Below are 23,417 nucleotides of genomic sequence, written 5' to 3'. Positions count from 1 at the left end.
TCCGGGCGGGTGGTTACCAGCGGTGGTTGACGGTCACGGGGGCCGACGTGGTGTAGAGCTCCCCTACGGCACGCAGTTCGAACCGTGCCTCCTGTTCGCCCTGTTCGGGTCGCAGGCCGCCGACGAAGTAGGCGCGCTGACAGGTGCCGCCGAGGAAGCGCCGGGTGCCGTCCGGGAGGAGGCGGTGGACGGTGTGGTGGCGCACGTCGCCGGGTGCGGGGCTCCAGGCGAGGCGCAGGTCGCCGCCCGAGGCGCCGGTGACACGGAAGTCCGCGGGTGCGGCGGGCGTCTGCGCGGCCGTGCGGACCGCGAGGCCGCCGAGCCGCCACCGCACGGGACCGCCGCCGGCCGCGGTGATCCGGACACCGATCGCACGCATGGTGCCGGTCAGCCCGGTGAGCCGTACGGTCGAGGTCTGCCAGCCGCCGGCCGCGGTCACGGGGAAGTAGGTGTACGGCGGTGTCGCCCCCGGTGTGGTGGGCTCGGCGGTGGCGACGGCCAGTTCGACGTTCACGGTGCCCGTGTCGGTGCGATGGGTCAGCTCGACGACCGTGTCCGCGGTGACCGGCAACCGTGTCGCATACACGTCCAGAACCGCCGGCCGGTCCAGTTCGCCGGCGACGAGCACACTGCTGCCGCCTCGCCAGGCGTCCGCGAAGTCGAAGGTCACCGCGGGGCGCTGCCCGTCCGTGTGCACGGCCCAGCGCCGGGACGGCAGCCGGTCCTGCAGGCCCAGGTGGTTCCAGGGCGCGTCCGACGTCACCTCGCCGTCCTCGTACCAGCGCAGTCCGTGCCCGGTGTTGAACACGCTCGCGAACGGCACCGAGGTCACCGTCGACCGGTCGGCGACCGAGACGGCCGGTGCCCGCCAGCCGTCGGTGCCGTCCGGCCGTGAGGGATCCAGTGACCGCCCGGTCCAGAACCGGTCGTCGGCGGCGTGGAAGTCGCCCGGAGCCCGGCCGTCCGCCGGGAGGTGGTTGCGTGTCCACTCGGGCCGGTAGAAGCCGACCGACACCACGTGCGCCTTGTCGCGCGGCACGAACGCGTCCCAGTTCACGGACGAGTTCCAGCCGTTCGCCTCGACGTCGACACCCGCCCACAACTCGTAGCGGTTACGGCCCAGTTGCTGGGCCCGCTGCCCCGACGACGTCAGCTTGGCCGCAGTCCAGCGGAAGTCGACGAACATGTCGTCGGCGGCCTGGAAGAATGCCTCGTTCTGGGAGTTGAGCGCGCCCTGCCAGCTCACGCTTCCGTTCACGGTCATCGAGTCGTACCAGGTGACCCGCTGGCCCGCGGCCTTGGCGAGCGTCTTCAGCTCGCGCAGGAAACCGAGCATGTCCGCGCCCAGCGCGGTGTTCCCGCCGCTCGTCTCGGCGTTGACGAACCACCCGTCGAATCCGTACGCCGTCGCGACCGCCACCAGCCGCTCGGCCAGCGGATACCGCCCGGCCGCGTCCTTCTGCACCAGGTCGCGCGTCCACTGCAACTGCCCGCCGTAGGCGACGGGCGGCAGGAAGATGTTGCCGAGGACGGGGACTCCGTGGCGGTGCGCGGCGTCCACGATCGGCGCGTTCGGCGCCAGGATCAGTCCCTCGCCCGAGGATCCGCCCCAGAAGACCAGCTCGTCGATGTACGCCCAGTGCGTGAGGGCGTAGTAGTCGGCGGTGGCCGAGCCCTGGGAGGGGTTGCTCGCGGTGGGCCCGAAGGACACCAGGGACTGGATACGGGCCTGGCCCGCGCGGGCCGTGGTGTTGACCGGGGCGGGGGTGAAGCGCGGGGCGAGCGGGACCGTCGCCGCGTTGAAGGCGAGGTCCGCGTCGTCGGCCGCGCGCCAGGACTTCAGGCTGCGCCAGGTGATGCCGGTGCCGGGGGTGCCGGAGGGCAGCGAGTCCGGGTACCAGTAGGAGGCGTACGGCTGGAGGGCCGCGGCCTTGGGCCGGGGAGCGGCTTCCGCCGGCAGCGCGGGCAGGAGCGCGGCCGTGGCGCCGGCGATGAGGACGGTGCGTCTGGTGGGATTCACGAGCGGGTGCCTCCTTGTGGGGTGGGGAGTACCTGATCGGGAGCTACGACCTCGGTGATGCCGCGCGCGGTGAGGTGTTCCTGGTCGTGCGCGCGGGTGTCGAGGACGGTGGTGGGGCGGACTCCGTCGGCGGTGAGCCGGAAGAAGGCCTCGAAGGCGGGGCCGCCCGGTGCGCAGGCGGAGCGTAGGGCAGGGACGACGAGGGCGGTGGTCCGGGGCGCGGGCACCGGCTTGGGCTCGCTCGCCGCACGGGCCAGGACCCGAGCCGTGTCCTTCGGTTTCCGGTCGTTGGTCAACAGACCCAGCCCGTATTCGAGTTCGGGAAAGTCGGCCAGCTCCCGGGACACGTCGTGGGAGCACCACCACGTGATGCCCCACAGATCGGGGCAGTCCAGGGCGTTGGCGACGGTCGCCTCGGTGAAGGCGGCGGCGTGCTCCGGCGGGATGAGGGGCGCGGGTGCCCCGACCTCCTGGAGCCAGACGGGACGGTGGGGTTCGTCGGCCCAGGCCTTGCTCAGCTCGACGAGGTACGCCGCGTGGTGCTCGGTCGGCACGGAGGTACGGCCGTGGCGCTGGGCGGTGCCGTTGAAGACCCAGGAGTGGACGGCCGTCAGGGCGCCGTGCCGGGCCGCCTGGGCCGGGGTGAACGGCTGGTCGTCCTGGTACCAGGTGGCGTCGTACTCGGCGTGCAGGTGCAACCGCCCGGGGGCGCCCTCTTCACAGGCGGCGAGCATGCGGGTGAGCCAGCGGTCGATCTCGTCCTCGGTGGCCCGGTCCGGGTCGGGATGCGGGCCCGCCGAGAACTGGTTGACCTCGTTGCCGAGCGTCATGCCGAGGAAGTTCGGCCGGTCGGAGAGGGCGGCGGCGAGGGTGCGCAGGTAGGCGGCCTGGCCGTCGAGGACGTCCGGGTCGGTGAAGAGGTTGCGGCGGTGCCAGGTCCGGGTCCATGCCGGCAGGAAGTCGAAGCTGCTCAGATGGCCCTGGAGACCGTCCACGTTGACGTCGAGGCCGCGCTCGGCGGCGGCATCGACGAGCTGGACCAGCTGCTCGACGGCCCGGGGGCGGATCAGCGTGCGGTTCGGCTGGAAGTACGGCCACAGCGGGAAGACCCGGATGTGGTCGAGGCCCAGCGCCGCGATGGAGTCGAGGTCGGTGCGTACGGAGTCGAGGTCGAAGTCGAGCCAGTGGTGGAACCACCCTTCGCTCGGGGTGTAGTTGACGCCGAAGCGCACGGCAGAAGGCATGCGTGTCCTTGTGACGGAGGTGCGACGGAGGTGCGGCGGAGTCCGGGGTTCAGCCCTTGACGGCACCCTCGCCCACGCCGCGGAAGAAGTACCGCTGGAGACCGGCGAAGAGGGCGATCAGCGGCGCCACGGCGATGATCGTGCCCGCGGCGACGAGGCGTTCGTCGTTGGCGAAGGTGCCGTGCAGATAGTTGAGGCCGATGGTCAGCGTGAACTTGGAGGGGTCGCTCAGCACGATGAGCGGCCACAGGAAGTCGTCCCAGGCGCCCATGAAGGCGAAGATCGCGACGACTGCCAGCGTGCCCTTCACGGACGGCACCGCGATCCGCAGGAACCGCTGCCAGACGTTGGCGCCGTCGACGTAGGCGGCCTCCTCGATCTCGTACGGCAGATTGAGGAAGGCGTTCCGCATCAGCAGGACGTTCAGGGCGCTGACGCAGCCGGGCAGGACGACGCCGATGAGGGTGTTGTTGAGGCCGAGCTCCCGCATGGTCGTGAACTGGGCGATGATGATGCCCTCCACGGGCACGAGCATCGCCAGGATGAAGACCAGCGTGGCCACACGGCGGCCCCGGTAGCGGAGCCGGGCGAGGGCATAGCCCGCGAGTGCGGCGCCGACGCAGTTGGTGACGACGTTGGCGGTGGCGACCTTCAGCGAGTTGAGGGCGTAGTCCCAGACGGGGATGGTGTCGGCGACCCGCTCGTAGTTGTGCAGCGTCGGGTCGCTCGGCAGGAACTTCGGCGGCGAGCTGAAGATGTCCTCGGTGGGGCCCTTGAGCGAGGTCGACAGCTGCCAGATGAACGGGCCGACGGTGAGGGCCAGCACCGCGAGCAGGAGCAGATAGCGCAGGGCGAGTTCCCAGACGCGGACGCGGCGGCCGTGTTCGTCGGTGACGCGGGGTTCGCGGGCGACGGCCGGCGCCTTCGCCGTGGGCCGTGCCCTCTCCAGCACGCTCATGACTCGTCCTTCCGGTCGGCGCGCAGCACGAGCAGCATCAGGGCGACGGTGACGACGAAGACGACGACCGAGATGGCCGAGGCGTAGCCGACGCGGCCGGTCAGGCCGGTTCCGGTGCGCTGGACGAGCATGACGAGGGTGGTGTCCTCGCCCGCCGGGCCGCCGCTCGGGCCGGCCATCAGATACACCTCGGAGAACACCTTGAAGGCGGCGACCGAGGAGAGCGCGCCGACCAGCACCATGGTGGAGCGGACGGCCGGCACGGTGACGGTGAGGAAGCGGCGGATCGCTCCGGCGCCGTCCACGGCCGCCGCCTCGTGCAGTTCGCGGGGTACGTTGGCGAGCGCGGCCAGGTAAATGATCATGTAGTAGCCGAGGCCCTTCCAGACCGTCACGGCCATGGCGCTCAGCAGAAGCAGCCACTGGTCGCTGAGAAAGCCGACGCGGCCGACCCCGATCGTCTCGAGGAGCGAGTTCACCAGTCCCCGCTCGTCGAGCAGCCAGACCCAGATCAGCCCGACCACCACGATCGAGGCGACGACCGGGGTGTAGAAGGCGGACCGGAAGAAGGTGATGCCGGGGATGTTCTTCTGCACGAGCAGCGCGAGCAGCAGCGGCAGGATCACGAGCGCGGGCACGACACCGACGACGTACAGCGTGCTGTTGCGCAGGCCGATCCAGAACATGTCGTCGCCGAGCAGTTCGCGGAAGTTGGCCAGGCCCACGAATTCACCCGGGATCAGGGTGCGGCGATCGGTGAAGGCGTTGACCAGCGTGGAAGCGAACGGGTACAGGATGAAGGCGCCGGTGATCAGCAGGCCCGGGGCGGCGAAGAGCCAGGGGCTGGTCGGCAGCTGGCGCCGCACCCGGGAGACGGTGGAGAGGGCCATCGCGTACTACCCCTGCTGCTGGAGCAGCGTGTTGCAGGCCTCGACAGCGTTGTCGAGAGCTTCCTTGGGGCTCTCCTTGCCCTGCAACGCCTTGGCGACCTCGTTGCGCAGCTCGGTCTTCATCTGCTCGCTGAACAGCACGGGCGTGTAGTTGACCGCGTTCTTCAGCGACTTGGCGGCGGCGACCCGCACCCGTGTCTCGTCGGTGCCGTCCTCCTTGGTGAAGTACGGGTCGTCGAGCGAACCGGCGGTGCTGGGGAAGATGGCGACCTGCTTGGCGAACGACATCTGGTGCTCGGCGTCGGTGACGTAGTGGGCGAAGGCGACCGCGGCGGGTGTGCGCTTGGTCTGCGCGTTCACCATCACGCCCATCACGTACATGTTGACGTGGCCGGTGCTGGTGATCTGGTCGGTGATGCCGATGTTCCTGTACAGGTTCGGCGCCTGCTTCTTGAAGTTGCCGAGGTCCAGCGCGCTGCCGGGGTTCATGGCGACGGCTCCGGTGAGGAACTTCTTGCCGGACGACTCCGGGGTGGCGGTCAGCGCCTGCGGGTCGAGGGCCTTGGCGTCGTACAACTCCTTGTACTTGGTGAGGAGTTCGACTCCCTTGGCGTCGTTGAAGGCGAAGGCGGTGCCCTCCTTGTTCATCAGCTCGACGCCGTAGCGGCCGAAGTCCTCGACGGTGGGGACGTTGGCGAGGGTGGCGACCTTGCCGTCGCTGTCCTTCGCCATCTTCAGCGCGGCGTCGAAGACTTCGTCGTACGTCTTCGGCGGCTGCTCGGCGTCGAGTCCCGCCTCCTTGAAGAGGGACTTGTTGTAGAAGAGCGGGCCGGTGTTGAGGTACCAGGGGAAGGCGTACGTCCCCGCCATGCCCGGTATCCGATGGCTGGCCCAGGCCCCTTCCAGATACTCCTTCTGGTACTTCCCGGCGGCCTTGTCGAGGTCGAGCGCGAGGCCCGCCTTGGCGAGCGGGGCGACCAGGTCGGGCGAGACGTTGACGACGTCCGGGAGCGTGCCGCCCGCCGCGTCCGCGCTGATCTTGTCGGCGTAGCCCTCGGCGGGCTGGTCGACCCACTTCACGCTGGTGCCGGGGTGCTTCTTCTCGAAGTCGGCGATCAGGCCCTCGAAGTAGTCCTTGAAGTTGGCGCGGAGATTCCAGGTCTGGAAGGTGATGTCGCCCTCGACCTTGCCGGAGGCGTCGGCGGTGCCGCTGTCGCCGCCTCCCGAGCCGCAGGCACTGAGTGGCAGCGCGACACAGACGGCGAATGCGGCAGCGAGGGCTCTACGGGATATGGGCACCGTGAACCGGCCTCCTTTGCGGGCGGGTTGGTAGACGAGGCAGACCCTGCACGCCGGTCCACGGGCCCGTCAATGGCTCTCGCGCAGCTAATTTCTTTAGTGACTAATGCGCATTAGGATCACCGAGCTGAACCGCATTAGGTTCACGGCGCTGAACCGCATTAGTGCATACTGCTCCGGGAATGTGTCACTGGAATGGGAGTCACGATGTCGGGCAAGCGGTCACCGGCCCGTCGGCCGACGATGAAGGACATAGCGCGGCACGCCGGGGTCTCCCAGAGCGCGGTCTCCTTCGCGTTGAACGGCCGGCCGGGCGTCTCCGAGGACACCCGTGACCGGGTGCGGCAGGTCGCCGAGGAACTGGGCTGGCGGCCGAGTACGGCGGCACGCGCGCTGTCCGGGGAGGGCGCGGCGACGGTCGGCTTCGTACTGGCACGTCCCGCGGACACCCTCGGGGTGGACTCCTTCTTCCTCCAACTCGTCTCGGGCATCCAGGAGGTGCTGGCGGAGCGCCATCTCGGCCTGCTGTTCCAGGTGGTGGAGGACGTGGCCGACGAGTGCGCGGTGTACCGGCGCTGGTGGGCCGAGCACCGCGTGGACGGCGTACTGGTCGTCGACCCGCGCACCGACGATGCCCGCCCCGACCTGCTCGACGAACTCGGCCTGCCCGCCGTGGTGATCGGCGGCGCACCGGACGACCGGCACCCCGGCCTGTCGACCGTCTGGGCGGACGACGCGGGCGCGATGGCGTCCGTGGTGGACGGCCTGTACGCCCTTGGCCATCGGCGGATCGTGCACATCGCCGGCCTGCCGGGGCTCGCCCACACCGAGCGCCGAATCCGCACGCTGCGCGCCGAGGCGGGGCGCCGTGGCCTGTCCGAGGTGAAGTCGGTGACCACCGACTACTCCGACGCCGAGGGCGCGGCGGTGACCCGCCGTGTGCTGGAGGGCCCGACTCCCCCGACCGCGCTGATCTACGACAACGACGTGATGGCGGTGGCCGGCGCCGCCGCCGCGGCCGAACTCGGCTTCTCCGTACCGGCGGACGTCTCGGTGGTGTCCTGGGAGGACTCGGCACTGTGCCGGATGGTCAAGCCGTGGCTGTCCGCACTGTCCCGCGACAGCGTGGAGTTCGGTCGCACCGCCGCCCGCGAACTGACCGCCCTGCTGGACGGAGGAGCCGCGCGGGCGGTACGGGTGCCGGTGCCGCGGTTGATCGAGCGCGGGAGTACGGGGGTGGCGCGGGGGGCGTGACGATCGCGCGCCCCCCGCCGCACGGCTCTAGACGCGCAGCCCCTGAAGCCCTTCGTAGGCGGCCGTCACGATCTCCATCCCACGGGTGTCCTCCGTGGGCTCGCGCATCTGCTGCGTCACATACGCCACGACCATCCGGCTCTCGGGCTCGATCATCAGCAGGGATCCGCCCCACCCTCCCCAGCCGTAGGTGGTGCCGAACAGTCCGTAGCCCAGGCCCCACCGCATGGGCATGCCCAGGACGCGGTCGTCGCCGTCGAACTGCTCCTCCCAGGCGCGCTCGCAGCCGGCCCGGGAGAGCAGCCGTACCCCGTTCACCTCTCCCCCGCAGGCCAGGAGCGACTGTGTCAGGGCGACCGAGCGGGCGTTGCCGTATCCGCTCGCCGCGGGGATCTGGGCGCGGCGCCAGGCCAGGCTGTTGCCGTCCCGGACGCGTACGCCGTTCCCGGCCTCGGAGCCCTCCGGGTTGCCGGGCGCGCTCGCCGCGTAGTCCTCGCCCTGCCCAGTCGGCGGGATCGCGCGGGCGACCCGGTGGTCGTGCTCGGCGGCCAGCCCGATGTGGAAGTCCGCGCCCAGTGGTCCGGTGACCTCCTGGGCGAGGAACTCGCCCACGCTGCGGCCGGTGACCCGGCGGACGACCTCGCCGACGAGGAAACCCTGGGTGAGTGAGTGGTATCCGGCCGCCGTGCCCGGCTCCCATCGAGGGGCCCGGGCGGCGAGGCGGGCCGTGGCGGAGGGCCAGTCGTAGAGGTCCTCGACCTGCCCGTCCCAGTCGGGCAGTCCGGCGGTGTGCGCGAGCAGATGCCGTACGAGCACCTTCTCCTTGCCCGCCGCCGCGAACTGCGGCCAGTACCGGGAGACCGGTGCGTCCGGGTCGAGTTCGCCGCGGTCGGCGAGGATCAGAGCGCACAGCGCCGTCATCGTCTTGGTCACGGACCAGACGTTGACGATCGTGTCGCGCTCCCACGGGGCGGTGCGGTCGGCGTCCGCGAACCCGCCCCAGACGTCGACGACCGGCTCGCCGTCCACGAAGACGGCGACGGAGCCGCCCGCGTCCCCCGCGTCCAGCATGGCGGCCAGTGCGTTGGGGACGGCGATGAACAAGTTGTCGTACGAGCCCTGGATGTCGGCCATGCGCCCCATCCAGCCCGTTCCGCCCCGCCCCGGTCAACCGAATTTCAGACCCGCGAACGGTACAGCCCGAACTCCGCCAACCGGGCCGCCGCGCGGGAGGCGGTCACCCGGACCCGCCACCGCCGGGCCCGCACCGGAGTCGCCAGCAGCAGGATGCGGCCGGCGCCGATCGCTCCGGCCCGGGTCACCTCCGTCCAGACACCTTCGCGCTGCGCCTCGACGACGAAGCTCTCCACCTGCTGGCCGTGCCGGATGTCCTCCGCCAGCCGGATCCGGTTCACCTCCCGCTCGCGGCCGAGGTCGACGGTGACCCGGCCCGGCGAGACGGTCGTACGGGCGTCACGGGCCAGGTCCTCGGGGAGCTCGCGGTCCACGCGCTCGCGGAACTCCCGCAGCCGCGCCACATCCGCCGCGGGCAGCAGTCCGTCCGCGTCCGGCGGGATGTTGAGCAGCAGCACCGAGTTGCGGCCCACGGAACGGAAGTAGATGTCCGTCAACTGCTCGACGCTCTTGGGCTGTTGGTCGGCGTGATGGAACCAGCCGTCGCGGATCGACACGTCGCACTCGGCCGGCCACCACTGGAGGAAGTCGGCCACCGGCCGAGCCTTGACCAGCGCGGCACGGCTGCCCATGTCGGGGGCGTCGTACGCGAGGGCGTAGTCCGTGCGGCCGTAGTCCTTCTCCTGCACCGGTACGACGCTCCACTCGTCCTCCCGGGCCAGCCCGCCCTCGTTGCCTACCCAGCGCACGTCCGGGCCGGACACGGCGATCACGGCGTCGGGGGCGAGGGACCGGACGAGGGTGTACCAGCTGTCCCAGTCGTACTTCTCCACCTTGTCCGGCGGGATGCGGCCCTGTGCGCCGTCGAACCACACCTCGTCGATCGGTCCGTACTCGGTGAGCACCTCGTAGAGCTGGTTGAGCATGTGGGCGCCGTAGTCGGTGCCCGGGAGGGTGTACGAGCGCGGCGGTGTGCGGTCGTCGCCCGCGACGAGGGTGGGGATGGTGCGGTCGGTGCGGGCGCTGCCGTTGGCGTAGACGCCGTGGAGGTACTGGTTCTCGTCGGCGGGTGAGATGTAGACGCCGACCTTGATGCCGTACCGGCGCATGGAATCGGCGAAGGAGCGCAGGACGTCGCCCTGTCCGTCACGCCAACTGCTCGATGCCACCGAGTGGTTGGTGTAACGGGACTGGTGGAGCACGAAGCCGTCGTGGTGCTTGACGGTGAGGATGGCGAGCTTGAAGCCACCGTCGCGCAGGGCGCGGGCCCACTGGTCGGTGTCGAGGCGGGCCGGCTGGAACACGTCCGGGTCCTCGTCGCCGGTGCCCCATTCCAGGCCGGTGAAGGTGTTCACGCCGAAGTGCAAGAAGGCGGTCCGCTCCAGGCGCTGCCAGGCGATCTGCCGTGCGGTGGGACGGACCTGGGATGCCTTGCGGACCAGGTCGGCCTCGGTGTCGTCGGGGCTGACGGGGATGCGGTGGCGGGGGTCCTGCGCGCGGGCGGCGGGCGCCGCGAGGGCGGGTCCGGTGGCGCCCGTCGCGGCGAGGACGGCAGCCGTCGCGACGAAGACGCGGCGGGATACGGCCATGGGAAGGCTCCTCGGGTCAGTCCTCGGGTCAGTGCTGGGATGAGGTCCTCAGGTCAGGTGCCATACGGCGGGGGTGCGCCGGTCCGGCGGGTACTGCGCGATCCGGCCGTCGTCCGTCACACTCACCGTCATCCGGGTGATGGCATTGACGAGCCGGTAGCCACCGGCAGCGGGCTCCAACTGCCAGCGCTGGAGGGTGTTCCGGGCATCGCAGGTCTGCGGCGCCGCCTCCGCACCCGGCTGGAGCGGCACGTTGAGCGTGAGCTTTCCGCCGCGGATCTCGAGGCAGCCGTCCGTCGTCCGCACCGTCGCATAGCCGTCGGCCGTGCGCTCGACCTCGGCGTCGAACGACCGCCCGCCCGTCCGGAAGGTGTACGTCCCGTCCGCCACCGGCACCCGGGTGAGGTCCCGCCATCCTGGCGCGTGCCCGACGGCCGTGCCGCGCGCGGTGAACTCGGCGTAGGTGGCGTCGGGATGCGGATCACCCCAGGTCGTCTGGGCGATGTGCCGCAGCGCGGGCCACAGCGGGACGGCGACCTCGTTCTCGGTCTCGCCCCGTCCGTTGTCGGGCCAGAGGCTGATCTTCGCGCCGGTGATGCCCTCGGAGGTGGCCAGCTTCTCGCCCTCGAAGCTGCGCGGATCCCAGCTCTGGTCGTACAGCCCCTTGGTGTCGCTGTGGAAGCCGCCTCGGACCAGGTAGAGGGCGTAGGCCGCGTTCATCAACGGGTAGCCCTGGGCGCGCAGCAGGCTCGGCTTGGTCGCCACGTTCAGCCAGTGCTCGACCGTCGTTCCGGTGGCCACCGGGACGGTGTTGGCGCCGGTGAGGCCGTCGTTCCAGATGCGCAGCTGCTTGCCCTTGCCCGCCGCGTAGGCGTGGACGCGGTTGACGAAGTCGATGAACGCGTCCTGGGGTGTGGCGTCGGGGCCGTACCTGTCCTGGGCGTACTTCAGAATCTGCGGATACTTGGCGAAGTCGGAGCCGAGCATGTACTCGTCGGCTCCCATGTGCCAGGACGTCGAGCGGAAGACCTGTGCGTACTCGTCGATCAGGCCGGTGTAGTAGCTGAAGGCCTCCGGCCTGGTGATGTCGAGGCGTGAGGGCTGCTTGTTGCCGTCGGAGTCGGTCAGCTGGAGGTCCGGGCGGTTCTCGATCCAGGGGTCCATGTGCCCCGGGGAGTTGATCTCGGGGATGATCTCGACGTGGTACCGCTTGCCGAGGGCGACCATGCCGCGGATCTCGCCCTTGGTGTAGTAGCCCCAGGTGTTCGCCTCGGGATGGGCGTCGCTCTTCACCTTCAGTTCGAGGAGCAGCTGGTTGAGCTTGTGGTACGCCATCTCGCGGACCAGGTTCTCCAGCCACGGCAGGGAGACGTGGATGTAGCAGGCGCAGACGCCGACGCCCCGCTCCTGGTAGCGCGGGATGTCGACGGTGCGTCCTGCGGGGACGCGGTCGCCCTGCGCGAGGAGCTGGAGAAGGGTGCGGGTGCCGTAGAAGGCACCGGTCTCGGTCGCCGCGGTGATCGACAGCCGCCGGTCCGCGCGCAGTTCGTAGCCCTCCGCCCCTAGGGACGTCCGTGCGGGCTGGACGTCGACGACGATGTCGCCGGGCCGGGCGCCGCCGCCCACCACGGGAGGCGTGCCCTTGCCCGCGTCCCGGAGATCGTCGGCGAGGGTGCCGGCGACCCGCCGTGCGCTCGCGCCCTCGGCCACGAGCCGGGCGGAGCGTCCGTACTGGTAGCTGCCGGATGCCGGGGTCCAGTCGGTCAGGGCCGGCACCGTGACCGGCGCGCCCTGCTCCTCCTGCGCGAGCGCGGGCACCGGCGCCGCGAGCAACAGCATCAGCGTGGCCAGAACACCGGCCGCTCTCCAGCGTCTCCTCATGAGGCACCCCATTCATCGGATGTCTGATGATTGGGCGGGCCCCATGGGCTGTCAATGGGATGCCGATGGAGCCGAGTTGGCTCATTGATCGGATGATGCGCAGGTCAGCGAGGGGGAGTCGGGAAGTGACGCCGTGAAAAGTCCAAGAAGACCGTCCCGAATATCCAAGCCCGGCAGCCTCTCGACGCCGGGCCCGCCGCCCGGCAGAGTTCTCCTACATACTCGCGAGTAATCCTGAGGAGCGCCCGTGACCAGCTGGGTCGGTCGGACCGCCGCCGAGATCGCCGCCGCCGTACGGGAGAAGCGGGCCACGCCCCGGGAGGTGGTGGCCGAGCACCTGGCCCGGATCGAGCGACTCGACGGCCGCGTCGGTGCGTTCCGGGTGGTGCGGGCCGAGGCGGCGCTCGCCGAGGCGGACGAGGTGGGCTCGCGTGCCGATCTCGCGGAACTGCCCCTGGCCGGGGTACCGGTGGCCGTCAAGGACAACCTCGCCGTGCGCGGCGAGTCCAAGCGGATCGGCTCCGCGGCGACCGCGGACACTCCGGCCGACGACGACCATGTCACCGTGGCCCGGCTGCGGGCGGCCGGCGCGGTGGTCGTCGGGCTGACCAATGTGCCGGAGCTGTGTGTCTTCGGCACCACCGAGGGCGTGCACGGCACCGCCCGCAACCCGTGGGACACCTCGCGCACGGCGGGCGGTTCGTCGGGCGGGAGCGCGGCCGCGGTCGCCGCGGGCATGGTGCCGATCGCCCTCGGCAACGACGGCATGGGCTCCCTGCGCATTCCGGCGGCCAACTGCGGCCTGCTCACCATCAAGCCCGGCACCGGCGTGGTCCCGGCCGGTGTCAGTGACGGCGACTGGTTCGGCATGTCGGAGAACGGCCCCCTGGCGACGACGGTCGAGGACGCACGCCTGATGCTGTCGGTCCTGGCCGACACCGAGGCCGTACGCCCCGACACGGCTGCCACGTACCGGATCGCCCTGTCCCTGCGCAGCCCGATCGCCGGGGTCGTCATCAGCAAGCCGTACGCCACGGCCGCTCGCGAGGCCGCGGGGCTGCTGATCAAGGCCGGTCACCAGGTGCGGCGCGCCGACCCGCCGTATCCGATGTCGCTCGGCGTCACCTCACTGACGCACTGGACGGCGGGCACGGCCGTGGACGCGCAGAACCTCGATCCGCGACTGCTCACCCGCCGCACCCGGGTCCACGCCGCCGTCGGCAGGCGCTTCGTCGACCGGGTACGGGTCGGCGAGAGCCGAGGGCAACTGCGCCGGCGTCTGGAGCCGTTCTTCGCCGAGTACGACATGCTGCTCACTCCTGCCCTCGCGCGTCGCTCCCCCAAGTCCGAGCCCTGGCACGAGCGGGGCTGGCTGCGCAACGTCATGGCCAACACCAACTACTCGCCGCTGACCCCACCGTGGAACCTCACCGGCTGGCCCGCGATGGCGATCCCCTTCGGCGCACTGCCCTCTGGTGCCCCCACGGCCGTACAGCTGGTCGGACGCCCCGGCTCGGAGGCAGAGCTGCTGGCCCTCGCGGAGCGGATCGAGACACTGCGCCCTTGGCGGCGGACGGCTCCGCTGGACTAGGTCGTGTCCGCTCGTTCGTACGCGGAGCCGGGACGGCGTCCGGATCTTTGTGGCTTCTGCCAGTACGGCGGTCTGTCCGCGTTTGGAGAGACTGCCGATCAGTGGCTGCGGCGTGTCCCGGCGACGGGGGCCGAGCCGAGGAACATGGCGAAGCGCGAGGGAGGACACCACGATGAGCGTCCAGGTGTACGACGAGATCGGTGAGGCGTTCGAGGGCTTCAAGGCCCTGCCGCTGGCGAGGTACGGGGAGGTGCCCAGCTTCCTGGGCATGGTCGGGGACGTGCGCGGCAGGTCGGTGCTGGACCTGGCCTCCGGCACCGGTTTCTACAGCAGGGAGTTCAAGCGGCGCGGCGCCACCGAGGTGCTGGGCATCGACATCTCCGGTGAAATGGTCGCCGTGGCGCGGAAGTTCGAGGAGCGCGATCCGCTGGGTGTGCGCTACGAGGTGGGCGATGTGACCGAACTACGGCCTCTCGAGCGGCGGTTCGACATCGCCACCGGGGTGCAGCTGCTCCACTACTCCGTGGACATCGCCGCCATGGAGCGGATGTGCCGCAATGTGCACCGCAGCCTGGTGCCCGGCGGCGAGTTCTTCGTGCTCGCGCAGAATCCCGACTACCGGGCCGGCGAGCCGCCCCTGGACAGGTACGGCTTCCGCTGCGAGCCGACGGGCGAGGAGAGCGAGGCCGGGCCGCGATACAGGATCACGGCCCTGCTGGACCCGGCGCCGATCTCGTTCGTCGCCACCAACCCGCGCCGCGAGGTCTACGAGGAGTCTCTGCGGGCGGCCGGCTTCAGCGAACTGACCTGGGTCCCGCTGGAGGTGTCCGAGGCCGGCGTGCGCGAGCACGGTGCGGACTACTGGGCGGACCTCCTCGCCAACCCTCCGCTGGAGATGCTGCGCTGCCGCGCCTGACGCCCTATCGGGCAGCCGCCTCCCCCACCGCGAAGGGCCCGTCCGCGCCGAATGCCAGCCGGGCGAAGCGCTCGCCGATACGGCGGTGGGTGGCGGCGTCCGGGTGGAGCTCGTCGGGGAGCGGGAGTTCGGCGGAGTCGGCCTCGCCGTAGAGGTCGCGGCCGTCGAGGTAGTACAGGTTCGGGTCGTCGGCGGCCCGCTGCCGCACGATGCGGGACAGCTCGTCGCGGATGACGCCCAACGTCAGCTTTCCGCTCGCGCGTTCCGCCGGGTCGCCCATGGCGACGAACCGCAGCCTTCCGTCGCCGAGGCCACTGAAGTCGGGGGCGCAGGGGCCGGGCGTGTCCTCGTGGATCGGGCACAGGATGGGCGACACGACCAGCAGCGGGGCCGTCGGGTGTCCTTCCCGGATGGTGTCGAGGAAGCCGTGTACGGCGGGGCCGAAGGCGCGCAGCCGCATCAGGTCCGCGTTGACCAGATTGATGCCGATCTTGACGCTGATGAGATCGGCCGCGGTGTCGCGCAGGGTCCGGGCGGTGAACGGATCGAGCAGGGCACTGCCGGCCAGGCCGAGGTTGATCAGCTCCACGCCGCCGAGGGACGCGGCGAGCGCGGGCCAGATCCCGGTCGGGCTCGCGGCGTCGGAGCCGTGGCTGATCGAACTCCCGTGGTGCAGCCACACCTTGCGGCCCGGTGCGCGTGCGGGCTCGACGGGGGCGTCGGTGCGCAGGGCGATCAGTTCGGTGGTCTCGTTGTGCGGCAGCCAGATCTCGATGCCCTTCTCGCCGTCGGGCAGCCCGGTGAAGCGGACGGTGCCGGGGCGGCCGGGCCGGAGCTCGGCGGTCCCGGCCATCATGTCGACGACCACGACATTGCCGTCGGTCACACTGCCCTGCCCCGCCCGGCGGCCGTCGACGATCAGGTCGTACACGCCGTGCGGACGGGGCGGGGCGCCCACGTAGCTGCGCTTGGTGGGCAGCGTGTCCAGCTCGACGGCGGTGGCCCGGGTGCGGAAGGCGAGCCGTACCCCCGCGGTCTGTGACTCGGCCATGGCCAGCTGCCCGTCGGTGTTCTGGGCGCGGGCCCGGGCGGGCAGCCGGTGCGGCAGCACTCCGCGCTCGGTGCGCTCGACGTCGAGGGCACCGCGCAGGAGTTCCGCGGTGACGGGCGTGGTGATCCAGTCGTGCTCGGTGTTCATGTCCTCAGCCTGTCGATCAGGAGGTGGGCTCGGCGGGCCAGTTGCGCAGCAGGGCGTCGAGGCCGTCCAGGATCCGGGTCCAGGTCTCCTCGGAGTCGGGCGCGCTGTGGCTGAAGCCGCCGGCCGATTCGAGGCTGGCGTAGCCGTGGAAGACGCTGCCGAGCAGCCGTACCGCGTGGGTGGCGTCGGGCTCCGTGAGGTCGTAGCCGCGCAGGATCGCCCTGGTCATCTGGGCGTGCCGGACCCCGGCACTGCCGGCCGCCGTCTCGGGGTCGAGCCGCATCCGCGCGGCGGCGGCACGGCCCGGGTGCCCGCGCTCGTAGTCACGGTAGACGTGTCCGAAGGCGACCAGGGCGTCCTTGCCGGCCCGCCCGGCGATGGCGTCGGCGGCCCGGTCGGCCAGTTCCTCCAGCGCGAACAGCGCGATCCGCGTCTTGAGGTCCTGGGAGCTCTTCACATGCGAGTACAGGCTCGCGACCTTGACGTCGAACCGCCGGGCGAGCTCCGACACCGTCACCTGCTCGAACCCGACCTCGTCGGCCAGCTCCGCACCTGCCCGGACCAGGCGTTCCGTGGTCAGCCCTACGCGTGCCACAACCATCCTCCCATTCGCCAGGAGCGATTATGCAATCGCCTAAAGCTTTTAGGCAAACAAGGATGACGTAAAGCCGAACCCTTACAGGGCTCGGTACATGATGTGCAGCCCCACCGGGCCGTGCCGTGGATGGTCGAACGCCTCGGGAACCGTGCCGAGGATCGTGAAGCCGAGCGAGGTCCACAGAGCGACGGCCGGGTTGGTCTCGACGACGGCGTTGAACACCATGCCCCGGTACCCGTCGGCCTTGGCCGCGGCCAGGAGATGCCCGGCGAGGGCGCGGCCGACGCCGCGGCCGCCGTGATCGGGGTCGACCATGAAGCCGGCGTTGGCGATACGGGCGGCGGGGCCACCGTAGTTGGGGGTGATGTACGCGGAGGCGACGACGGCTCCGGACTCGTCCTCGACCACATGGACGCGCTTGGCCGGGTTCATCCAGAGGGCCCTCGCGGCGTCCTCAGAGGTGTCCGGGTCCCATGCGTAGGTCTCGCCGGCGGCGACGATCCGGTGCCAGAAAGGCCAAATCCGCGGCCAGTCCTCGGCCGCGGCTTCTCTGATCAGCATGGGCGTGAGTCTCGCACGCCCATGCGATCGGCGATCGCGAAGAGTCTGCCCTGTCAGTCGACGCTGGGCAGGATGTGGGGCTCGGCGAGGTCCTCTTCGTAACCTGCCAGGCGGATGGGGGCGGACCTGGCCCACACATCGAGACTGCCGATCTCCTTGGACCGGCCGCCCGCGCGCTCCGTGCGTTCCTTGGGGCGCTGTTCGCGATTCGTCTTCTCAGGTGTCACCGCGCACTCCTTCTGTGTCGGATCACCCTCGGGGCGGGCCGGCCCAGTCTGCGGTCCGGCACCTGACGCCCGCTCGGGTCTTACTCAAAGTCGGCTCGGACGCGGTGGCGCCGGTAACTGGGGTCAGAGCAGGCCGTTGTGCACCGGCTTGTCCCGGGACGGACCATGGGTGTGGGTTGGGACCCTGTATTGCTGTCCGTCCGCTACAGATTAACCAAATGAGCGGGTGTCCGCTCGATGGGGCTGCAAACAACTGGTAACTATCTGAAGTCGACCGGTTTTCATCTGCACGCTATCTGCTGTTTTCTTACGTAATGCGCCGTTTACACATCACCCGTTCGGGTCAACAGCGCACTCGCGCCCGGCCCGAAGCCCACAGGACGCAGCGCAGTTCAAGTCCCGTTGGCCGATTCGCAAGGCGGCCATGATCTGCTGACGTACGGCAACGGCTTGCCCGGCGGGAGGACTGACGCATGGAGCTGCGCAGTGTCGAAGAGCTGATGGATCTGCTGTACGCCTGCCGGGGCACCCGGGACGCACCGGGCCTCGGCAACACCCGAGTCGATCTCCACCAACACGCCCTGCAGACGGCCGCACTGTTGCGCCGAGCCCGCCCCGCCGACAAGGAACTCCAGGTCGCGGGGCTCGTTCATGCCATCGGTCCGCTGCTGCACCAGGGCGACGTGACCCGCCACTCCGACTGCGCCGCCGACGCGGTACGACCCCTCCTCGGCGCACGGGTCTCCCGCCTGGTCCGCGACCACTGGCGGGCCCGCGATTCCGCCGACGACGACCTGCTGCGCCTGCACCAGGCCGACGAGGAGGGCCGCAGCGTGGAGTTCGACGCCGGGGTCCTGGAGGACTGGCGCGCGGTGCTGGAGCTGGTGGCGTCCAGGCACTCGCCCCTCGGGGCTGTCAACTGACGACCCGTCATGAGACCGTACGGCGATGACGACGCCGTACGGTCTCCTCGGCAGGGCCGCCATAGTCACCGGCGCCACACGCGGCATCGGGCACGCCGTCGCCCGGCGACTGACCGCCTCGGGGGCGCGGGTGTGCGTGACCGCGCGGGACGCCGAGGAGGTGCGGCGGACGGCTGCCGAGCTGGGCGGTGTGGGGGTGGCGGGCAGCGTGGCCGACCCTGATCATCTACGGGCGGTGGTGGACCTCACCCTGAGCGAGTTCGGCCGGATCGACGTGATCGTGAACAACGCGGCGACGAACCTGCCGTACGGCCCCCTCATGGACGTCGATCCCCTGGCATGGCGCGAGGCGTTCACCGTGAACGTCGAGGCTCCGCTGCGGCTCGTGCGGTGCGCCTGGCACGCCTGGATGCGCGAGCACGGCGGCGCGGTGGTGAACGTCTGCACGGAGGGCGCCGGGCATGTGGGCCCGAATGTCGGGGCCTACGGCACCAGCAAGGCGGCCCTGCTGCACCTGACCGGACAGCTCGCGGGCGAACTGGGCCCGAAGGTGCGGGTCAACTCCGTCTCGCCCGGTCTTGTCCGGACCGAGATGGCACGGTTCGTGTGGGAACCGGGCGAGGCGGAGGTGGCCGCCGGACTGCCCCTGGGACGGATCGGCGAACCGGAGGATGTGGCACGGGCGGTGGCGTGGCTGGCGTCGGACGCGGCGGAGTGGGTCACCGGGGCCGACCTGCTGGTGGACGGGGGAACGCGAGTACGTGCCGCTCAACCGTCCACCGCCTGCGCAGTCCATGAACGCCTACGGACGAACCGGCCGACCTAGGGGCGCGGGGAACTGCCTACCACTTACCCGGCGCGTAGTCCTTCAGGAAGACCCCGTACACGTCCTCGCCCGCCTCACCCCGCACGATCGGGTCGTACACCCGCGCCGCCCCGTCCACCAGATCAAGCGGCGCGTGGAACCCGGCCTCGGCCAGACGCAGCTTGTCGTAGTGCGGCCGCTCATCCGTGATCCAGCCGGTGTCGACCGAGGTCATGAGGATGCCGTCGCTCTGGAACATCTCCTGCGCGCTGGTCCGCGTCACCATGTTCATCGCGGCCTTGGCGGCGTTCGTGTTCGGGTGCCCGGCGCCCTTGTAGCCGCGGCCGAAGACGCCTTCCATCGCCGAGACGTTCACGACGTACGCGCGCCCGCTCGACGCCTTCTTCGCGGCCTGAACCATGGCCGGGCGAAGGGCGCTGATCAGGATGAAGGGCGAGGTGTAGTTGCAGAGCTGGGTCTCCAGCAGCTCCACCGGGGAGATCTGGTCGATGGTCTGCACCCAGGTGTTGCTGTCGACGACATCGGGGACCAGGCCGCCCGCGTCGATGGCGGTGCCGTCCAGGTGCCGCGCGACGCTGGCGTTGCCCGCGACCAGCGCGAGGTCGGCGACCTTCTGGGCGTCGAGGCCGCTGGTGCCGAGGGGCAGCGCGGCGAGGCCGTCGACCGCGCCGGAGTTGAAGGCACCGATGACGTGGTGGGCGGGGAGCTCCCCGGCGGGCAGCGGGGCGCTCTCGCCGTCGGCCAGCGCGGCGTAGGCGGACGGCAACCGGCGCACGGTCTGCGTCGCGTTGTTGACGAGGATGTCGAGCGGGCCCGCCTCGGCGACCTGCTCGGCGAGGGCGACGGCCTGGGCCGGGTCGCGCAGGTCGATGCCGACGACCTCCAGGCGGTGCATCCAGTCCGCGGAGTCGTCCATGGCCTTGAAGCGGCGGATGGCGTCCTTCGGGAAGCGCGTGGTGATCGTCGTGTGCGCGCCGTCGCGCAGCAGCCTCAGCGCGATGTACATGCCGATCTTGGCGCGGCCGCCGGTGAGCAGGGCACGCTTGCCGGCGAGGTCGGCGCGGGCGTCGCGCTTGGTGCGGTTCAGGGCGGCGCAGTCGGGACAGAGCTGGTGGTAGAAGTAGTCGACTTCCACGTACCGGCTCTTGCAGGTGTAGCAGGAGCGCGGGCGCTGGAGTATCCCCGCGATCCTGCCCTCCTCGGTGTTCGACGACGGCAGCAGACCCTCGGTCTCGTCGTCGATGCGCTGCGCGGAGCCGGTCGCCGTGGCCTCCGTGACCGCCTTGTCGTGCGCGGTCTTGGCGGCCCTGCGCTCCTGACGGCGGCGCTGCTTCACGGTGCGGTAGACGCCGGCGGTGGCCCGGCGCACCGCGATGGCGTCGGGGTGGTCGACCTCCAGCTTGTCGAGCTCCTCGAGCACGCCGAGGCAGACGGCCAGCCGCTCGGGGTCGATGCCGGGGCCGTACATGACCTCGTCACCGGGCTCGTAAACGACCTCGGCCCTGGTCGCCGCCGAGCCGTCCTCTGTCACCGTCATCGCCGCTGCCGTTCCCTGATCACCCGCGGCGCTCCGGTCGCGCCTGCTTTCGAACGGGGCATTCTACGGAGCGCCGGGCCACTCCTCCAAAAACCGGCGAACCGGCCCGGGAAAGGGGTGCTCAGGGACCGCAGGCGGTGATCAGCTCCGCGACCTCCTCGGACACGGCCCTGGCCAGCACATCGAGGTCCGGTACGGCCTCGGCGTCGGCGACGAGTCCGTAGTGGACGCGTCCGCGGTACGTCGAGATCGCCACCGCCAGGGACTGGCCGCGGGCCAGCGGGGCGAAGGGGTAGACCTCGGTGACGGGGTGGCCGCCGAGCTTCAGGGCGATCCCGGGCAGCGGCACGCTGGTGACGAGGATGTCGAACCAGAGCCTGGCGGCCCCGCCCACCAGCGGCCCGCCGAACCGGTGGCCGAGCGCCGGCACGTGGTCGGCGAGCAGGGCGACGGCGCCCGCGCCCCGGTGGGGGCCGGCGTCCTTGTTGCGGTCCATGGCGGTGCGGACCGTGGCGAGGCGGCGCAGCGGCTCGGGGTCGTCGACCGGGAGCCGTATCAAGTAGCCGGAGAGCCGGTTGCCCTGTGGGTGGGCGGTGCGCGGGCGGCGCCTGGAGACGGGGATCAGGGCGCGGGGCGCGACGCCCTCGCTGCCGTCGCCGCGCTCGTCGAGCCAGCGGCGCAGGGCGCCGGCGACGACCGCGATGAGCACGTCGTTGACGGTGCCGCCGACGGCCTTGCGGATCACGTGCACGTCGTCGATGTCGACGACGACTCCGGCGGTACGGCGGGTGCCGCTCGGCTCGGCCGCCAGCGCGGACGACGAGCGCATCCCGAGGGTCGACACGGCGACGGAGGCGCCGATGTCGAGGGCCCGGCCGACGTCGGACAGGGCGCCGCGCAGCAGCCCCGGCAGCCTGCGCACGTCGGGCAGCCGTCCGCGCGAGGGCTCCTCGGGGCGGGGCTTGCGGGCGGGCATGTCCATGGGGTCCAGGACGGCGGCGGCGAGCGTCAGCGCCCGCAGTCCGTCGGCCAGGGCGTGGTGGAACTTGAAGAGCACGGCGAACGACTGCCCGTCCTCGCCCGGCAGCACATGCGCCTCCCACGGCGGCCTGCCGCGCTCCAGCGGGCGCTCCAGGAGCCGGCCCGCCGCCTCCTGGAAGTCGGCGGTCGGGGCGTGCAGCCGGACGTGGTCCAGGGGGTCGAAGTCCGGAGCGGGCTCGCGGGTGGCGCCACCGAAGGAGAACGGCTGGAGCAGGCCGCGGGGCTGCCACGCGTCCCGGATGCGCATCCGCAGCCCCGGGACGGCCGCGGCGCGCGCGGCGAGCAGGTCGGCCGCGTGGGCGCCCGCGGTGGGCGAATGCGTGGCGAAGACACCGAGGGCGCCCAGGTGCATGGGGTGTTCGGCGGACTCGATGTTCCAGAACGCCAGGTCGAGAGGTGCGAGCAGGTCAGAAGTCAATGGCTTGCCTCGCGTCGGCGACGGGGGTGGACCAGAAGTCAATCGCCCATGGGCGATTACAGTCAAGTACGATCAAGCTACGCTCAGTTAACAGCAGATTAAGTCCCGCCCCTCGAGAAAGGGGCGGGACTCATGGTGCATATGAGGTCACTTCACCACGGGTAGCGGCACCGGGCATCTCGAGCGTGTCACCCGGGAGGCCGACCATCTGCTCCATCCGGCGCTCTCGTACCCGTCAAGCCAGAAACCCCTGTCGAGGGTGGCGCACACCGAAGCGGACATGACAGGCCTGACACGAGGGACCTCGACCAAATAGCCTCACCCATAGCACAGTTGATGGCTTATCAATTGCGAAATCAACTAAAACTTTACGAATTCTTGGTGTAGCTCGGCCGTCGACTACGTGAGCCTCATGGGCATCACGCGGTGACTGCGGGCCCAGTGGGAACAACGGGCCGCGGAACCGTCCCCCCACGTACGGTGAGAGGCAACAACCATGACGAGGAACCGCGCCTTGCGGTACGGCGGCCGCACCCTGGTGCTGGCGACGACGGCGTTCGGGATGATCGCGGCGGCCGTGCCCGCGCAGGCCGAGGAGCAGCCCACCGCGGAGCAGATCATGGCCGACTGCGCTTCCGGGGAAGGCAAGTGCAGCTTCAACTCCCCGGAGATCGGCCAGGCCTACCTCGGTGAGCCCCGTCAGGTCTCGGAACTGCTGTACAACTGCACGACCTCGTCCGCCTCCCAGTCGATGTCGTGGGCCGACACCGTGGGCTCCTCCCACTCGGTGGGAGGCTCGGTCACCGTCGGCGGGGGCATCGAGGGGATCATCACCGCCAGTGTGACCGCGACGTACAACTACACCTGGCAGAGCTCGCACACGGAGACGAGTTCCTTCACCGTGAGCGTCCAGCCGGGGGAGGTCGGCTGGATCTCCCGCTCCCAGGTCATGCAGCGGATATCCGGCACGTGGCAGACGCACTACGACGACCCCAAGTGGGGCCACTACTACTGGTTCGTACCCGACGTGGTCACCGGCCCTGCCCCGAACGGCACGGACGGCAAGCACAGCGCGGTCGTGGTGAAGTCCCGCAAGATGACGGCGGACGAGAAGAGGCTCTGCTCCACCGGCGCCACCCGGGGCGAGGTCTTCACCCGCTGAGCCCGTCGGAGCGGAGTCCGGCGAGAATCGCAGTGGTGGGGGGGGGGGGTGGGGGGGGGAGAGAGGAACACGGACGCGCCCCCCCCACCACCACCCCCCACCCTACCACAAAGGGAGAACCCCCCTCCCCCCCCCTACCGTCCTCCACCC

At 70.8% G+C, this 23,417-nt stretch carries 20 protein-coding genes; 6 read left to right on the top strand and 14 right to left on the bottom strand.

Features of this window, described 5'->3' with window-relative positions; all coding sequences use genetic code 11:
• Positions 1 to 13: 13 nt before the first annotated feature.
• Genes ACFQ6S_RS02290 through ACFQ6S_RS02270 form a run of 5 tightly spaced genes read right to left on the bottom strand, consistent with a single transcriptional unit; the run spans position 14 to position 6,411 of the window.
• Entirely contained in the window at positions 14 to 2,020 is a 2,007-nt protein-coding gene (locus tag ACFQ6S_RS02290) for an endo-beta-N-acetylglucosaminidase (RefSeq protein WP_383402174.1), read from the bottom strand.
• Positions 2,017 to 3,264 (bottom strand): glycosyl hydrolase, encoded by a 1,248-nt coding sequence (locus ACFQ6S_RS02285; protein WP_383402171.1) that lies wholly within the window; start codon positions 3,262 to 3,264, stop codon positions 2,017 to 2,019. Before ACFQ6S_RS02285 ends, ACFQ6S_RS02290 begins: the two co-directional genes overlap by 4 nt.
• Positions 3,265 to 3,313: 49 nt before the next feature.
• Complete coding sequence (locus tag ACFQ6S_RS02280; RefSeq protein WP_383402168.1) at positions 3,314 to 4,222, bottom strand: carbohydrate ABC transporter permease; 909 nt, start codon at positions 4,220 to 4,222, stop codon at positions 3,314 to 3,316.
• Entirely contained in the window at positions 4,219 to 5,112 is an 894-nt protein-coding gene (locus ACFQ6S_RS02275) for a carbohydrate ABC transporter permease (RefSeq protein ID WP_383402165.1), read from the bottom strand. The genes ACFQ6S_RS02280 and ACFQ6S_RS02275 overlap by 4 nt, the downstream gene beginning before the upstream one ends.
• 6 nt (positions 5,113 to 5,118) lie before the next feature.
• Positions 5,119 to 6,411 carry an ABC transporter substrate-binding protein gene (locus ACFQ6S_RS02270; RefSeq protein ID WP_383402163.1) on the bottom strand — a complete coding sequence of 431 codons (1,293 nt, stop codon included), beginning with the start codon at positions 6,409 to 6,411 and terminating at the stop codon, positions 5,119 to 5,121.
• A 207-nt stretch (positions 6,412 to 6,618) separates the two neighbouring features.
• On the opposite strand from ACFQ6S_RS02270, the gene ACFQ6S_RS02265 reads away from it, so the two are divergent.
• The gene (locus ACFQ6S_RS02265) at positions 6,619 to 7,665 is read left to right on the top strand and encodes a LacI family DNA-binding transcriptional regulator (RefSeq protein WP_383404276.1); all 1,047 of its coding nucleotides are present in this window, start codon (positions 6,619 to 6,621) and stop codon (positions 7,663 to 7,665) included.
• 27 nt (positions 7,666 to 7,692) lie between these two features.
• On the opposite strand, the gene ACFQ6S_RS02260 is transcribed toward ACFQ6S_RS02265, so the two are convergent.
• From ACFQ6S_RS02260 to ACFQ6S_RS02250, 3 genes are read right to left on the bottom strand one after another with little or no spacing between them, the layout of a single operon-like run.
• Complete coding sequence (locus tag ACFQ6S_RS02260; protein WP_383402161.1) at positions 7,693 to 8,799, bottom strand: serine hydrolase domain-containing protein; 1,107 nt, start codon at positions 8,797 to 8,799, stop codon at positions 7,693 to 7,695.
• Between the two features lie 44 nt (positions 8,800 to 8,843).
• Positions 8,844 to 10,388: an alpha-L-fucosidase gene (locus ACFQ6S_RS02255; protein ID WP_383402159.1), complete on the bottom strand. Its 1,545-nt coding sequence runs from the start codon at positions 10,386 to 10,388 to the stop codon at positions 8,844 to 8,846.
• A gap of 48 nt (positions 10,389 to 10,436) precedes the next feature.
• The gene (locus ACFQ6S_RS02250) at positions 10,437 to 12,269 is read right to left on the bottom strand and encodes a family 20 glycosylhydrolase (RefSeq protein ID WP_383402156.1); all 1,833 of its coding nucleotides are present in this window, start codon (positions 12,267 to 12,269) and stop codon (positions 10,437 to 10,439) included.
• Between the two features lie 247 nt (positions 12,270 to 12,516).
• Here ACFQ6S_RS02250 and ACFQ6S_RS02245 point away from each other — a divergent pair, with 247 nt between their 5' ends.
• Both ACFQ6S_RS02245 and ACFQ6S_RS02240 read left to right on the top strand, forming a co-directional pair.
• Positions 12,517 to 13,860, top strand: coding sequence for an amidase (locus ACFQ6S_RS02245; RefSeq protein ID WP_383402153.1), 1,344 nt, complete (start codon positions 12,517 to 12,519; stop codon positions 13,858 to 13,860).
• Positions 13,861 to 14,032: 172 nt separating this feature from the next.
• A complete protein-coding gene (locus ACFQ6S_RS02240; protein ID WP_383402150.1) occupies positions 14,033 to 14,776 on the top strand; it encodes a class I SAM-dependent methyltransferase in 744 nt (247 codons plus the stop codon).
• A 4-nt stretch (positions 14,777 to 14,780) separates the two neighbouring features.
• Here ACFQ6S_RS02240 and ACFQ6S_RS02235 read toward each other — a convergent pair whose 3' ends face one another.
• The 4 genes from ACFQ6S_RS02235 to ACFQ6S_RS02220 all read right to left on the bottom strand — a co-directional run bounded on the left by ACFQ6S_RS02235 (position 14,781) and on the right by ACFQ6S_RS02220 (position 17,360).
• Positions 14,781 to 15,974, bottom strand: coding sequence for a GDSL-type esterase/lipase family protein (locus ACFQ6S_RS02235; protein ID WP_383402147.1), 1,194 nt, complete (start codon positions 15,972 to 15,974; stop codon positions 14,781 to 14,783).
• Between the two features lie 16 nt (positions 15,975 to 15,990).
• Positions 15,991 to 16,569 (bottom strand): TetR/AcrR family transcriptional regulator, encoded by a 579-nt coding sequence (locus tag ACFQ6S_RS02230; protein ID WP_383402144.1) that lies wholly within the window; start codon positions 16,567 to 16,569, stop codon positions 15,991 to 15,993.
• Positions 16,570 to 16,650: 81 nt separating this feature from the next.
• Positions 16,651 to 17,133 (bottom strand): GNAT family N-acetyltransferase, encoded by a 483-nt coding sequence (locus tag ACFQ6S_RS02225; RefSeq protein ID WP_383402141.1) that lies wholly within the window; start codon positions 17,131 to 17,133, stop codon positions 16,651 to 16,653.
• Between the two features lie 53 nt (positions 17,134 to 17,186).
• Positions 17,187 to 17,360 carry a hypothetical protein gene (locus tag ACFQ6S_RS02220; protein ID WP_383402138.1) on the bottom strand — a complete coding sequence of 58 codons (174 nt, stop codon included), beginning with the start codon at positions 17,358 to 17,360 and terminating at the stop codon, positions 17,187 to 17,189.
• 473 nt (positions 17,361 to 17,833) lie between these two features.
• On the opposite strand from ACFQ6S_RS02220, the gene ACFQ6S_RS02215 reads away from it, so the two are divergent.
• Positions 17,834 to 18,283 (top strand): hypothetical protein, encoded by a 450-nt coding sequence (locus ACFQ6S_RS02215; protein WP_383402135.1) that lies wholly within the window; start codon positions 17,834 to 17,836, stop codon positions 18,281 to 18,283.
• A 25-nt stretch (positions 18,284 to 18,308) separates the two neighbouring features.
• Positions 18,309 to 19,109, top strand: coding sequence for an SDR family oxidoreductase (locus ACFQ6S_RS02210; RefSeq protein ID WP_383402132.1), 801 nt, complete (start codon positions 18,309 to 18,311; stop codon positions 19,107 to 19,109).
• 16 nt (positions 19,110 to 19,125) lie between these two features.
• Here the strand turns inward: ACFQ6S_RS02210 and ACFQ6S_RS02205 are convergent, their stop codons facing one another.
• Together ACFQ6S_RS02205 and ACFQ6S_RS02200 are read right to left on the bottom strand one after the other, a co-directional pair.
• Positions 19,126 to 20,646, bottom strand: a complete 1,521-nt coding sequence (locus ACFQ6S_RS02205) for an SDR family NAD(P)-dependent oxidoreductase (RefSeq protein WP_383402129.1) — start codon at positions 20,644 to 20,646, stop codon at positions 19,126 to 19,128.
• 121 nt (positions 20,647 to 20,767) lie between these two features.
• Positions 20,768 to 22,105, bottom strand: a complete 1,338-nt coding sequence (locus ACFQ6S_RS02200; RefSeq protein ID WP_383402126.1) for a wax ester/triacylglycerol synthase family O-acyltransferase — start codon at positions 22,103 to 22,105, stop codon at positions 20,768 to 20,770.
• Between the two features lie 496 nt (positions 22,106 to 22,601).
• Here ACFQ6S_RS02200 and ACFQ6S_RS02195 point away from each other — a divergent pair, with 496 nt between their 5' ends.
• The gene (locus tag ACFQ6S_RS02195) at positions 22,602 to 23,267 is read left to right on the top strand and encodes a hypothetical protein (protein WP_383402123.1); all 666 of its coding nucleotides are present in this window, start codon (positions 22,602 to 22,604) and stop codon (positions 23,265 to 23,267) included.
• The last annotated feature ends 150 nt before the right edge of the window (positions 23,268 to 23,417 follow it).

It is taken from the genome of Streptomyces sp. NPDC056479 (assembly GCF_042795335.1).
In the GTDB taxonomy this organism is placed as follows: Bacteria; Actinomycetota; Actinomycetes; order Streptomycetales; family Streptomycetaceae; genus Streptomyces.
Note: the sequence above shows the minus strand (reverse complement) of the source record. Positions and strands in the feature narration are given on the sequence as shown.